The sequence below is a fragment of the Paenibacillus sp. FSL K6-2862 genome (genome assembly GCF_038005125.1).
In the GTDB taxonomy this organism is placed as follows: domain Bacteria; phylum Bacillota; class Bacilli; order Paenibacillales; family Paenibacillaceae; genus Paenibacillus; species Paenibacillus illinoisensis_A.
This window is the reverse complement of the sequence record NZ_JBBOSN010000001.1, coordinates 84,187-97,706: the sequence shown is the minus strand read 5'-3', so window position 1 is coordinate 97,706 and position 13,520 is coordinate 84,187. Positions and strand designations below refer to the sequence as shown.

Genomic DNA, 13,520 nt, shown 5'->3' with positions numbered 1-13,520 from the left:
ACGCAAAAACCCCCTGTTAGGTAACAGGAGGTCTCGTTATGCATCAATATATATCTCATAATACAATACTGAAATGGATGGGTATTCATCTCACCCTTGTGGGTTGTTATGATCCACATGATTTTGATTTTTCACTTTTTTGGACCCCGACAACGGTTCCTGTCCAGATGAATGCTTTTCCGGACGGCGATGCTGCTCAGCAGCTTGAACTTCCGGTACAGGTATCGCTTTTGGTTTGCTCATGCCAATACCCCCTCTTCATGATTTTAGGAATGGGATGGGTTCATATCTTCCGTTTTGTCATGATTCAACGAATCCTGATGACGACGATCATTGGTATCTTGCTGAATTTGCTGTGCATGATGGCTGTTCACGGCTGGCTGCTCCAGATCAGCAACAACATTCTGCAAGTTTTTATCGATCCCTGCCTTGGCTTTGCTCACTCGAATCACTCCTTCAATTGGGGCTATGTTCTTGTCTTGGACTGTAACGACTGGGCACATTCATGAATATGCCGTGTATAATCCTGAGCCAGCTCCTGAATGGGTTCTGTGCGCTCATCTGTCGTTTGTCCATCCCGTTCTACATCAATCAGTTGTACACTGACCTCACGGGAGTCCACATACGCGCATTTGAAATCGAATGAGTACATTTGGTGTCCTGCAGTCGCGATATGAATACGAATAGCCTTCTGATCGGCTTCATCTGCCATTACCTGTGCCTGATCGCCGACATTCAGTACTTCCGGCAAACGCTCCTGCCATGCGCCTACAAGCTCTGTCTGATCTATATTTAACTCGCGGTTCATCTAACCACCTCCACTCCTATAAAGTGCGGCGAACAAGATGATTTTATACATGCATATGGAGTCAATTAGAGCCTGTTGATGCCTTTAATAAATGAACCATGGCAGATAGCTCGATTGAGGAAAATGTTATATGCAAAAAAGGACCCGAGCTTATCGCTCAAGTCCCTGTTATAAGTGTTGTTATGGCGGAGAGGGTGGGATTCGAACCCACGTGGAGTTGCCCCCTAACGGTTTTCAAGACCGCCCCGTTATGACCGCTTCGGTACCTCTCCAAAATTTGAAGTTTTATAAACTTGCCACGAAATAGATCATACCACATATACAATTAAAAAAGCAAGCTTTAGAATAAAAAAAACCCGTCATAAATAATTGACGGGCTTTTTTGGTTGGCTTTATCATAATAAAACCCTATTCGCTATGTTAGGAACGACGTGCAATCACACTGATTCCACCCATGTAAGGACGCAATGCTTCAGGAATAACTACAGTCCCATCTTCTTGCTGATAGTTCTCGAGAATAGCTGCCACTGTACGTCCAACAGCCAGTCCGGATCCGTTCAGTGTGTGGACGAATTCAGGCTTAGCCTTCGGCTCTCTACGGAAACGAATGTTGGCACGGCGCGCCTGGAAGTCTTCACAGTTCGAGCAGGAAGAGATTTCACGATATGTATTGCTTTCTGGCAACCATACCTCGAGATCATAGGTTTTCGCGGAAGTGAAGCCCATGTCCGCTGTACACAACGCTAAAACACGGTATGGCAACTCCAGCAGTTGAAGCACACGTTCTGCATTTTGCGTCATTTTCTCCAATTCCTCGTAAGACGTTTCAGGAGAAGACAATTTCAACAACTCAACCTTATTGAACTGATGCTGACGGATTAATCCACGTGTATCCCGTCCAGCAGAGCCGGCTTCAGATCGGAAACATGAGCTGTATGCCACGAAATGCTTCGGCAGATCCTCTGCATTCAAAATCTCTTCGCGATGATAGTTCGTTACTGGAACTTCTGCGGTAGGGATTAGATAATACTCCGTATCCTTAAGCTTGAACAGATCTTCTTCGAACTTCGGCAATTGGCCTGTTCCGAAGAGGCTGTCGCGGTTGACGATATATGGAGGCAAAATCTCCTCATATCCATGCTGATCACTGTGCAGATCCATCATGAAGTTAATCAGAGCTCGCTCAAGACGTGCGCCAAGTCCTTTGTAGAACGTAAAACGGGAACCTGTTACTTTCGCAGCAGCCTCAAAATCAAGGATATCCAGATCCTGCGCAATCTCCCAATGTGCTTTTGGAGTAAAACCGAACGACTTCGGTTCAGACCAGCGGCGAATCTCTACATTATCATCCTCAGAGGCACCCACAGGTACACTCTCATTTGGAATGTTAGGGATGGCCATCGTCAGATCGTTGATCTTCGCTTCCAGTTCCCGGACCTCTTCATCCATCGCCTTGATGCGATCAGACACTTCACGCATCTCAACAATTAAATCATCCGCGTTCTCGCGATTCTTTTTCAGCTTAGCAACTTCACCGGATACTGTATTCCGGCGGTTCTTCAATGTCTCGCTCTCTTGCAGCAGTTCCCGGCGCTTTGCGTCCATCTCGGAAAATCCAGCAATGAGATCGAGTGACTTGCCACGGTTGGTTAACGCTTCTTCTACACGGGCGTATTCATTCCGCAATATCTTTACATCAAGCATTATATACTCCTCCTAAATGACCTCACAGAAAACATATCAATAAACCTAAGCCTATCACATAGCCTTTGTGGAGTCGCGTATAACTTCATCTTAATCATTTTCAACAATAAAAAAACAACCTATGAACCCCTGTGACACCCTACGCTGCGATTCCCGCTGTGTAAAGCAGATACGGGCAACATCAGGCATTTGACCAGATTCAGCTCCTCCAGCAGTCTTACAGATTGCAGAAGGAGTGTTCCAATCCACCAGGGTATCATAAGTTGTCTAATATGCACTATTGGTTCTATAACGACTGCTTATAGGATTGGGCCATATCTACAAAATAAGAATGCAAACGGTAGTCATCGGTCAATTCAGGATGATATGAGCAGGCCAGCAAGTTTCCTTGGCGCGCAGTAACGATCTCACCCTTATAAGTGGAAAGAACCTCAACCTGTTCCCCAACACTCTCAATTAGAGGTGCGCGAATAAACACTGCTCTTACCGTTTCATCGATTCCTTTGACAGGCAGGTCTGTTTCAAAGCTTTCCCGCTGCCGCCCGAATGCATTTCTGGAGACAGTCATATCCATCAATTCCAAATGGGCTTCTTCCTGTCCTGAAATACGCTCAGCCATTACAATCAGGCCTGCACAGGTGCCGAATACCGGTTTACCCTTGGCAGCAAAGTCCCGAATAGGCTGCATGAAACCATATTTGCGCATCAATTTACCAATAGTGGTGCTCTCACCGCCAGGAAGAATCAGACCATCCAGTTCATCCAACTGCTCAACCTGTTTCACAGCCAGTCCCTCTGCACCAGCCCGCTCAACACTGCGAATATGCTCTGTAACCGCACCTTGAAGTGCTAATACACCTATCTTCATTTGCGTTCTCCTCTTCTACCAGCCGCGATCCTGTTATACGTCAAAAGCCGTAAGTTTGGAGATCCGTGCCCCGAGGTTTATGGACACTCCAGCAATCCATTTACCGTCCATGTAATGCTTTGTCGCTCCCACTATAACATGTGCAACTAACAAGGTTCTCCTTAGACTTTTGAGCTGATGTATGCGTAGAATTCTAACTTGATATTTTACCGGAAAAATTGTAAATACACAATGCATCCAGTCGCAATTTGGTGCTTATTGTCCTTATTCAGGTGAGGTAGATCGTAAACTTCTATGATCTGCAGTCATGCCCTATAGCATCAATTAGAACAGGTTTTTAATACCATCAAACAGATCAACGAAGAAGTCCTTTACCGCACGGAAGAACAAACGGAACCAGCCGCCTTTTTCAGCCTCTTCTGCTGTGATCAGGTTCACTGTTTTCTCTTGTGGTTCAATACCATCAGCCTTATAGGTGTAGGTCACCGTTCCGACTTTCGTACCTGCTTTAATTGGAGCAACCAGCTTGTCTGCTTCCGTTACGTTTGCCTTAAAGGTAACATCCAGGTTTTGAGTGCCTTTGGGAACAACAAAGCTAACTGCATTGTCGGTCACTACGGGCACATTCGTTTCTTTACCTTTTTTCAGCGGAACAGCTTCCCAGCCAGTTACTTTGGTTTTACCAGCGACAGCTTGCTTCACTTCGAAGTTGTTATAACCATAATCCAGTACTTTTTTCGTCTCTCTGAAGCGTGCAGGCTCGGAATCGGTACCCATAACAACACTGATCAGGCGCATACCATCACGTTCAGCCGTTCCTGTGAAGTTATTCCCTGCATTTGTGGTATGGCCCGTTTTCATTCCATCTAGACCTTCATAGGCGTAGCTTTTGAAATTGGTTATATCTTTATTCGCTTCCAACATCCAGTTGTAGTTGATAATTGGAGCTTTGTCATTGGGACGGAATTTATAGGATTGAATTGTTGTAAAGTCTGTGTAGTCGGGGTGATCCTGAATGATATATCTGCACAGAATTGCTGCATCCAATGCAGACATAACTGTCTCTTTATCTTCGGCCGGTTGGAAGTCCGCAGGCATATCCGCACGATCAAGACCTGTGGAGTTAATAAAGAATGTATCCTTCATGCCCATTCGCTTTGCTTCATCATTCATCATCTTCACAAAAGCTTCTTCGGATCCTGCAACATATTCTGCCAATGCCACTGTTGCATCATTTGCAGATCCAACGGCCATAGCAATATACAGCTCTTTAACCGTATGTTGATCGCCTTCAGCCAGGAAAATACGTGAGCCTATGCTCTCCGCTGCATTTCTTTTAACCGTAACTACATCATCCCAGCCAAACTTCCCTTGCTTAACCTGCTCAGCCACAATGTACTCGGTCATCATCTTCGTCATGCTGGCAGGCGGCATGGCTTTGTCCGCATTCACATTAAGCAGAATCTGGCCTGTCGAAGCCTCCATGAGTACGGCAGATCTAACTTCAAGTCCAAGTGAGTCTACAGAAGGAACCTGCACGGCTTTTTCGGTCTTCGTTGTTGTCGCAGCAGCAGTCAGTACCTGACCCGAATCATTCGCAGCAGCCATCACCGGCATTACTGCAGACATGCAGAGCATATTGACCAGCATAACCGAGGCTACGCTTTTTTTGAGCATTTGGCGTTTCTTTTTGTTCATTTGTTTAGCTTTCAATGATAATACTCCCTTCGTTCCGAAGCTTCGCTTAATTGATGCTTCAGTGCAGCTTGAGCTGCGTTTTTCTTGGTCCTTAACGATCGTAGAAGATGTTGTGAAAAGTAGCTTTTTATGCGCTGTATCGAAAGAGCAATATCATTGCTCCATAAGTTTCATTATCGATTGTCACTTAGTTAGCATTATCCAATGCTTATGTAAAAGGACGTCCGCGCTTCTATCTAGCTGGGCAACCTTTCGTGGCATTTGTTCCATGTGAAACAAGATTCATAGATTCACGTCAAAAAGCCGCCGCAACGCCCTAATCCGATAAAGGATCGTCACCGCTTTTTCTATTCTATCACAGGGGTATCCGCAAAAAAAGACAGGCCCGGCGAAAATCGCCAAGCCTGTCCTGGAAATGATTAACTCTCTTCAGATTACAACGAGTAGTTAGGTGCTTCTTTTGTAATTTGAACATCATGCGGATGACTTTCACGAAGTCCCGCGCCAGTAATACGGATAAAGCCTGTATCATTGCGGAGCTGCTCAAGGTTGCTTGTTCCGCAATAACCCATACCCGAACGCAGACCACCAATTAACTGATGAATGGTATCGGACAATGGACCTTTATAAGCTACACGTCCCTCGATGCCTTCCGGAACGAGTTTTTTGTCATCATCCTGGAAGTAACGATCTTTACTTCCTTGTTTCATTGCAGCCATTGAGCCCATACCGCGGTATACTTTGTAGCTACGTCCTTGGAAGATTTCAGTTTCTCCCGGGCTCTCTGCAGTTCCCGCAAACAAGCTTCCCAACATAACTGCATGTGCGCCTGCAGCCAGTGCCTTTGTAATCTCACCTGAATATTTGATCCCGCCGTCTGCGATGATTGGAACTCCATACTCGCGTGCGACAGTTGCACAATCGTAAACAGCAGTTACTTGAGGTACACCAATACCAGCAATAACACGTGTTGTACAAATGGAACCTGGACCAATACCCACTTTGACAACCGATGCACCCGCCTCGATCAGATCACGAGTAGCTTCACCAGTAGCTACATTACCTGCAATAATAGTCAAGTTCGGGAAACGCTCACGCAATTGACGAACAGCTTCGATAATGTTGATGTGATGTCCATGTGCAGAGTCAACAGTAATTAAGTCTACACCAGCTTGTACCAATGCATCAGCGCGTTCAAAAGTATCTTTGGAGATACCAATTGCCGCACCAACCAGGAGACGACCTTGAGCATCCTTGGCTGCATTAGGGAACTGAATTGCTTTTTCGATATCTTTAATCGTAATGAGACCTTTCAGTGTATTGGACTCATCCACCAAAGGAAGTTTCTCAATTTTGTGCTTTTGGAGAATTCCTTCTGCTTCTTGCAAGGTTGTACCTACAGGAGCAGTAACCAGATTCTCACGAGTCATGACTTCACTGATTTTAATACCGTAGTCATGGATGAAACGCAAGTCACGGTTAGTCAGAATCCCAACCAGCTTCTGATCACCTTCGACAATCGGTACACCGGAGATGCGATATTTCGCCATAACTTCTTCCGCATCCGATACCAGGTGCTCAGCTGTCAGTGAGAACGGATTGGTAATTACGCCGCTCTCCGAACGTTTAACCCGATCTACTTCTTCCGCTTGCTGTTCAACTGACATGTTTTTGTGGATAATTCCGATACCGCCCTCACGTGCGATGGCAATGGCCAGAGTCGCTTCAGTAACGGTATCCATACCAGCACTGATCAGAGGGATATTCAGTTTTACACTATCGCTCAAACGAACCGATACATCCACTTCTTTAGGCAGTGTCTCGGATTTCCGTGGCACTAGCAATACATCATCAAAGGTCAAACCTTCCTTACCAAACTTATCTTCCCACACGCAGGTGTTCCTCCTTATGTTTGCTCAGCTTTACGGTCCAAAACCCGAAGATCTCAGGCAGTATTTATGCCGAAAATACGTTTTCTGAAAAATTTATTATTGCCATCTTAGCAAAGCGATATTTAGACTGTCAAGGAAAAGTGCCTGGTTATATCAGGTGTACTGTCTGATGCATACAACTGTGTTTCTTGAGCGGACAACTGCCGAATATGCCAAAAACACCATCCGTTTTTAAATGGCGTTTGTCCTCAAATTTTTTTAACTTTGTTTCAAGTAAAACTAGATAGCTTCCATATATTTACCTTTATTAACAAATAAAAACCACCACCGAAGTTCATCGGCAGTGGTTCTTTGCTTGGCAACGTCCTACTCTCCCAGGACCCTTCGGTCCAAGTACCATCGGCGCTAGAGGGCTTAACGGTCGTGTTCGGGATGGGTACGTGTGGAACCCCTCCGCTATCGCCACCAAACGAGCATTTGTGTAACAAATGCATTTTGTGGAACTGAAAATCATACACACATTGGAGTGATGTACCGATTTTCATTTCAGAGATCATTCTCTGAAAACTAGATCCGAAACGAAACTTGCGACTAAAACCTGCAATTTGGATAAGCCCTCGACCGATTAGTACTGGTCAGCTCCATGCATTACTGCACTTCCACCCCCAGCCTATCTACCTCGTCGTCTTCAAGGGGTCTTACATACTGGGAAATCTCATCTTGAGGGGGGCTTCACGCTTAGATGCTTTCAGCGCTTATCCCGTCCGTACATAGCTACCCAGCGGTGCTCCTGGCGGAACAACTGGTACACCAGCGGTACGTCCATCCCGGTCCTCTCGTACTAAGGACAGCTCCTCTCAAATTTCCTACGCCCACGACAGATAGGGACCGAACTGTCTCACGACGTTCTGAACCCAGCTCGCGTACCGCTTTAATGGGCGAACAGCCCAACCCTTGGGACCTACTTCAGCCCCAGGATGCGATGAGCCGACATCGAGGTGCCAAACCTCCCCGTCGATGTGGACTCTTGGGGGAGATAAGCCTGTTATCCCCAGGGTAGCTTTTATCCGTTGAGCGATGGCCCTTCCATGCGGTACCACCGGATCACTAAGCCCGACTTTCGTCCCTGCTCGACTTGTAGGTCTCGCAGTCAAGCTCCCTTATGCCTTTGCACTCTTCGAATGATTTCCAACCATTCTGAGGGAACCTTTGGGCGCCTCCGTTACTCTTTAGGAGGCGACCGCCCCAGTCAAACTGCCCACCTGACACTGTCCCCGTACCCGCTAAGGGCACCAGGTTAGAACCTAGATACGATCAGGGTGGTATCCCAACGGTGCCTCCACACAAGCTGGCGCTCATGCTTCAAAGGCTCCCACCTATCCTGTACAGATCGTACCCAAATTCAATATCAAGCTGCAGTAAAGCTCCATGGGGTCTTTCCGTCTTGTCGCGGGTAACCTGCATCTTCACAGGTATTAAAATTTCACCGGATCTCTCGTTGAGACAGCGCCCAAGTCGTTACGCCATTCGTGCGGGTCAGAATTTACCTGACAAGGAATTTCGCTACCTTAGGACCGTTATAGTTACGGCCGCCGTTTACTGGGGCTTCGGTTCACAGCTTCGGGATTACTCCCTAACCGCTCCCCTTAACCTTCCAGCACCGGGCAGGCGTCAGCCCGTATACTTCGCCTTACGGCTTCGCACAGACCTGTGTTTTTGCTAAACAGTCGCTTGGGCCTTTTCACTGCGGCCCCCTCGTGCTATTCACACTACCGGGGCACCCCTTCTCCCGAAGTTACGGGGTCATTTTGCCGAGTTCCTTAACGAGAGTTCTTCCGCGCGCCTTAGAATTCTCTTCTCGCCTACCTGTGTCGGTTTGCGGTACGGGCACCTTCATCTGGCTAGAGGCTTTTCTTGGCAGTGTGAGATCATGACCTTCGCTACTGTAATTTTCACTCCCCATCACAGCTCAGCCTTAGGATGTGCGGATTTGCCTACACATCAGCCTCACTGCTTGGACAGACATCCATCCGTCTGCGTCACTACCCTACTGCGTCCCCCCATCGCTCGTAACGATTTACGGTGGTACAGGAATTTCGACCTGTTGTCCTTCGACTACGCCTTTCGGCCTCGCCTTAGGTCCCGACTTACCCTGAGCGGACGAGCCTTCCTCAGGAACCCTTAGGCTTTCGGCGGATCAGATTCTCACTGATCTTTTCGTTACTCATACCGGCATTCTCACTTGTATAATGTCCAGCGCTCCTTACGGTACACCTTCAACCCTTATACAACGCTCCCCTACCCCTGATGCAAAGCATCAAGCCATAGCTTCGGTGGTGTGTTTAGCCCCGTTACATTTTCGGCGCAGAGTCACTCGACCAGTGAGCTATTACGCACTCTTTCAATGGTGGCTGCTTCTAAGCCAACATCCTGGTTGTCTGTGCAACTCCACATCCTTTCCCACTTAACACACACTTGGGGACCTTAGCTGATGGTCTGGGCTGTTTCCCTTTTGACAATGGATCTTAGCACTCACTGTCTGACTCCCGGAAGTAAGTCTATGGCATTCGGAGTTTGACTGAGCTTGGTAACCCTTGCGGGCCCCGCACCCAATCAGTGCTCTACCTCCACGACTCTGTTTTCCGAGGCTAGCCCTAAAGCTATTTCGGGGAGAACCAGCTATCTCCGAGTTCGATTGGAATTTCTCCGCTACCCCCACCTCATCCCCGCACTTTTCAACGTGCGTGGGTTCGGGCCTCCAGTGCGTGTTACCGCACCTTCACCCTGGACAGGGGTAGATCACCCGGTTTCGGGTCTACGTCCACGTACTAACTCGCCCTATTCAGACTCGCTTTCGCTGCGGCTCCGGCTCTTCACCTTAACCTTGCACGGGAACGTAACTCGCCGGTTCATTCTACAAAAGGCACGCCATCACCCCTAAAATGGGCTCTGACTTCTTGTAAGCACACGGTTTCAGGTTCTATTTCACTCCCCTTCCGGGGTGCTTTTCACCTTTCCCTCACGGTACTGCTTCACTATCGGTCGCTAGGAAGTATTTAGCCTTGGCAGATGGTCCTGCCGGATTCATACGGGGTTTCACGTGCCCCGCACTACTCGGGATCCGTCTCGGAGAGAGCAGACTTTCAATTACAGGGCTTTTACCTTCTTTGGCGGGCCTTTCCAGACCTCTTCGTTTAACCGGCTCCTTTGTAACTCCATGTGAGACGTCCCACAACCCCAGAGAGCAAGCTCTCTGGTTTGGGCTGTTCCGCGTTCGCTCGCCGCTACTGACGGAATCACTATTGTTTTCTCTTCCTCAAGGTACTTAGATGTTTCAGTTCCCCTGGTATGCCTCTACACAACCTATGTATTCAGTTATGAGTAACTGGATATTACCCCAGCTGGGTTTCCCCATTCGGACATCCCCGGATCAAAGCTTGCTTACAGCTCCCCGAGGCAGTATCGTTGTTCGCCACGTCCTTCATCGGCTCCTAGCGCCTAGGCATCCTCCGTGTGCTCTTAGTAGCTTAACCAATTCGCTCGTGTTCAAGCTGTCTCTTCCCTTGGTTTGCTTGCGCAAATCCAAAAGTCGTTCCATTCGATCACTCGCTCATACAGTATCACTAATATTTGAAACTTGTTTAACACAAGTTCAGCTAAAAGGAATGTTCTAATTCGCAATTTTCGTTTCGATATCTAGTTTTCAAAGAACAAGCTCCATGCAAAAGCAAGCTGTTTTGAGAGTTTGAGCTCTCAAAACTGAGCAACGAGTGAGTTGAAAGCTTTACGAAGTAAAGCTCGCTTCGGAAGCATGCTTCCTGAAGACTTTTTGAATGTCTTCGTTACAGAAGACGATTCTCCATAGAAAGGAGGTGATCCAGCCGCACCTTCCGATACGGCTACCTTGTTACGACTTCACCCCAATCATCTATCCCACCTTCGGCGGCTGGCTCCTTGCGGTTACCCCACCGACTTCGGGTGTTATAAACTCTCGTGGTGTGACGGGCGGTGTGTACAAGACCCGGGAACGTATTCACCGCGGCATGCTGATCCGCGATTACTAGCAATTCCGACTTCATGCAGGCGAGTTGCAGCCTGCAATCCGAACTGAGACCGGCTTTTTAGGATTCGTTCCACCTCGCGGCTTCACAGCCCGTTGTACCGGCCATTGTAGTACGTGTGTAGCCCAGGTCATAAGGGGCATGATGATTTGACGTCATCCCCACCTTCCTCCGGTTTGTCACCGGCAGTCACCTTAGAGTGCCCACCCGAAGTGCTGGCAACTAAGATCAAGGGTTGCGCTCGTTGCGGGACTTAACCCAACATCTCACGACACGAGCTGACGACAACCATGCACCACCTGTCTCCTCTGTCCCGAAGGAAAGCCCTATCTCTAGGACGGTCAGAGGGATGTCAAGACCTGGTAAGGTTCTTCGCGTTGCTTCGAATTAAACCACATACTCCACTGCTTGTGCGGGTCCCCGTCAATTCCTTTGAGTTTCAGTCTTGCGACCGTACTCCCCAGGCGGAATGCTTAATGTGTTAACTTCGGCACCAAGGGTATCGAAACCCCTAACACCTAGCATTCATCGTTTACGGCGTGGACTACCAGGGTATCTAATCCTGTTTGCTCCCCACGCTTTCGCGCCTCAGCGTCAGTTACAGCCCAGAGAGTCGCCTTCGCCACTGGTGTTCCTCCACATCTCTACGCATTTCACCGCTACACGTGGAATTCCACTCTCCTCTTCTGCACTCAAGTCACCCAGTTTCCAGTGCGATCCGGGGTTGAGCCCCGGGATTAAACACCAGACTTAAATGACCGCCTGCGCGCGCTTTACGCCCAATAATTCCGGACAACGCTTGCCCCCTACGTATTACCGCGGCTGCTGGCACGTAGTTAGCCGGGGCTTTCTTCTCAGGTACCGTCACTCCTTGAGCAGTTACTCTCAAGGACGTTCTTCCCTGGCAACAGAGCTTTACGATCCGAAAACCTTCATCACTCACGCGGCATTGCTCCGTCAGGCTTTCGCCCATTGCGGAAGATTCCCTACTGCTGCCTCCCGTAGGAGTCTGGGCCGTGTCTCAGTCCCAGTGTGGCCGATCACCCTCTCAGGTCGGCTACGCATCGTCGCCTTGGTGAGCCGTTACCTCACCAACTAGCTAATGCGCCGCAGGCCCATCCTCAAGTGACAGATTGCTCCGTCTTTCCAGCTCCCTTCAGGCGAAAGAAGCAAGTATTCGGTATTAGCTACCGTTTCCGGTAGTTGTCCCAAGCTTGAGGGCAGGTTGCCTACGTGTTACTCACCCGTCCGCCGCTAACCATCAGAGAAGCAAGCTTCTCCTCAAGTTCGCTCGACTTGCATGTATTAGGCATGCCGCCAGCGTTCGTCCTGAGCCAGGATCAAACTCTCCAATAAAGTATTGAAAAGAGCGATTAGCTCATTTTGAATCTGACGAGATTAAAAATCTCATTTGTTGTTCCAGTTTTCATACAGCCAATTGGCACGTACCAAAAACCTTCACGTTCATCCTGCAAGCAGGATGATTACTCACTCGTTGTTCAGTTTTCAAAGATCAAACGTCGTTTGCATCCGAGTGTTGTTCTCTTCAGCAACTTTTATATCTTATCACATCCGAACCAATTTAGCAAGCACTTTTTTTAAGTTTCTTTCGAAGCTTTTCAGTTGCTTACCGCACCGTGTTTCTTGTGTTTTCTTGGCCGGAATTAGAATATACCATGTACAGATTTTTTATGCAAGTACTTTTTCGAAAAAGATTGTATATTCTAATTCCGCACTCATTAACATCCCTTTGTTTAAACTTTAGGTTCGCTGATTATTTGGTCAATCGCTTCAGGAGACTATATAAAGTGTTAACAATTAAATGCCTGTTACTTGCTGATATATAATTACTGAATAACTCTCTTATTCTCTATTCGACTTTCTTTGCTGGCATCTTCTTGGGCCATAGGGTATAACTGAAACTGATTATAAAGTCGATGACCAATATAACTCCCCACACTCTTACGATGTTCACGAATGCTTCAGTACGGGCAGGATCACCAATCCACCAGATCATAATCAATAAGAAGGAACTCCCTATGATGTAGGCAGCCAGATGTCGAAACCATCCATGCCTTTCCTGACTTGCATGTTCGCTTCCGTATGCTTTCCTGCTGCGTGGATTCTCTCCACCTCTAAACCAAAATAAAAAGTATCGATCTGCCCACGCAATCATCTGGTGGCCAAAAGCAATACTAACACCTATATATATGGCTGCGATGCCATGCACCATACTCGCTGTAGCCCCTCTTTGCAGATCCATAACCGTAGCCACTAATAGCAATAAATCGATAACAGGTGTCGCCATCAGTAAACCAACACCCAGACGCTTCATACCTAGCAGATATCTTACAGATAATCCGGCAGCAACGAAAATCCAAAAGGCAATTTCACATCCTATTATAAAATAGGCAATCATCATAACCCCTCCCTTTATAACACAATTGTGCTAAATACAATTTAACACGTTTGTATTATATTAAGCAATA

General features: G+C 47.6%; 8 protein-coding genes, 1 tRNA gene and 3 rRNA genes. All 12 read right to left on the bottom strand.

Annotation, left to right across the window (positions count from 1 at the left end; translation table 11 throughout):
* Window positions 1–90: 90 nt before the first annotated feature.
* Entirely contained in the window at window positions 91–243 is a 153-nt protein-coding gene (locus tag MHB82_RS00450; RefSeq protein WP_095293452.1) for a small acid-soluble spore protein P, read from the bottom strand.
* Between the two features lie 23 nt (window positions 244–266).
* Window positions 267–443, bottom strand: coding sequence for a hypothetical protein (locus MHB82_RS00445; RefSeq protein ID WP_167301673.1), 177 nt, complete (start codon window positions 441–443; stop codon window positions 267–269).
* Between the two features lie 23 nt (window positions 444–466).
* Window positions 467–808 carry a hypothetical protein gene (locus MHB82_RS00440; protein WP_095293451.1) on the bottom strand — a complete coding sequence of 114 codons (342 nt, stop codon included), beginning with the start codon at window positions 806–808 and terminating at the stop codon, window positions 467–469.
* Between the two features lie 183 nt (window positions 809–991).
* Window positions 992–1,080, bottom strand: a tRNA-Ser gene (locus MHB82_RS00435).
* A 148-nt stretch (window positions 1,081–1,228) separates the two neighbouring features.
* Window positions 1,229–2,512 (bottom strand): serine--tRNA ligase, encoded by a 1,284-nt coding sequence (gene serS, locus MHB82_RS00430; RefSeq protein WP_095293450.1) that lies wholly within the window; start codon window positions 2,510–2,512, stop codon window positions 1,229–1,231.
* 286 nt (window positions 2,513–2,798) lie between these two features.
* Window positions 2,799–3,380 carry a pyridoxal 5'-phosphate synthase glutaminase subunit PdxT gene (gene pdxT / locus MHB82_RS00425; RefSeq protein ID WP_095362321.1) on the bottom strand — a complete coding sequence of 194 codons (582 nt, stop codon included), beginning with the start codon at window positions 3,378–3,380 and terminating at the stop codon, window positions 2,799–2,801.
* Between the two features lie 324 nt (window positions 3,381–3,704).
* Entirely contained in the window at window positions 3,705–5,093 is a 1,389-nt protein-coding gene (locus MHB82_RS00420) for a D-alanyl-D-alanine carboxypeptidase family protein (RefSeq protein WP_110757097.1), read from the bottom strand.
* A 419-nt stretch (window positions 5,094–5,512) separates the two neighbouring features.
* Window positions 5,513–6,970 (bottom strand): IMP dehydrogenase, encoded by a 1,458-nt coding sequence (gene guaB, locus MHB82_RS00415; RefSeq protein ID WP_095293447.1) that lies wholly within the window; start codon window positions 6,968–6,970, stop codon window positions 5,513–5,515.
* Between the two features lie 353 nt (window positions 6,971–7,323).
* Window positions 7,324–7,440, bottom strand: a 5S ribosomal RNA gene (gene rrf / locus MHB82_RS00410).
* Window positions 7,441–7,575: 135 nt separating this feature from the next.
* Window positions 7,576–10,503, bottom strand: a 23S ribosomal RNA gene (locus MHB82_RS00405).
* Between the two features lie 332 nt (window positions 10,504–10,835).
* Window positions 10,836–12,387: ribosomal RNA gene (locus tag MHB82_RS00400) — 16S ribosomal RNA — on the bottom strand.
* The 16S, 23S and 5S rRNA genes sit together here, the layout of an rRNA operon.
* Before the next feature lie 514 nt (window positions 12,388–12,901).
* The gene (locus MHB82_RS00395; RefSeq protein ID WP_341173556.1) at window positions 12,902–13,450 is read right to left on the bottom strand and encodes a 2TM domain-containing protein; all 549 of its coding nucleotides are present in this window, start codon (window positions 13,448–13,450) and stop codon (window positions 12,902–12,904) included.
* Window positions 13,451–13,520: the final 70 nt, after the last annotated feature.

Bases quoted from the DNA above. Each gene is read 5' to 3' on its own strand.
- MHB82_RS00450 (WP_095293452.1), bottom strand. From the start codon at position 243: ATGAGCAAACCAAAAGCGATACCTGTACCGGAAGTTCAAGCTGCTGAG.
- MHB82_RS00440 (WP_095293451.1), bottom strand. From the start codon at position 808: ATGAACCGCGAGTTAAATATAGATCAGACAGAGCTTGTAGGCGCATGG.
- serS (WP_095293450.1), bottom strand. From the start codon at position 2,512: ATGCTTGATGTAAAGATATTGCGGAATGAATACGCCCGTGTAGAAGAA.
- pdxT (WP_095362321.1), bottom strand. From the start codon at position 3,380: ATGAAGATAGGTGTATTAGCACTTCAAGGTGCGGTTACAGAGCATATT.
- MHB82_RS00395 (WP_341173556.1), bottom strand. From the start codon at position 13,450: ATGATTGCCTATTTTATAATAGGATGTGAAATTGCCTTTTGGATTTTC.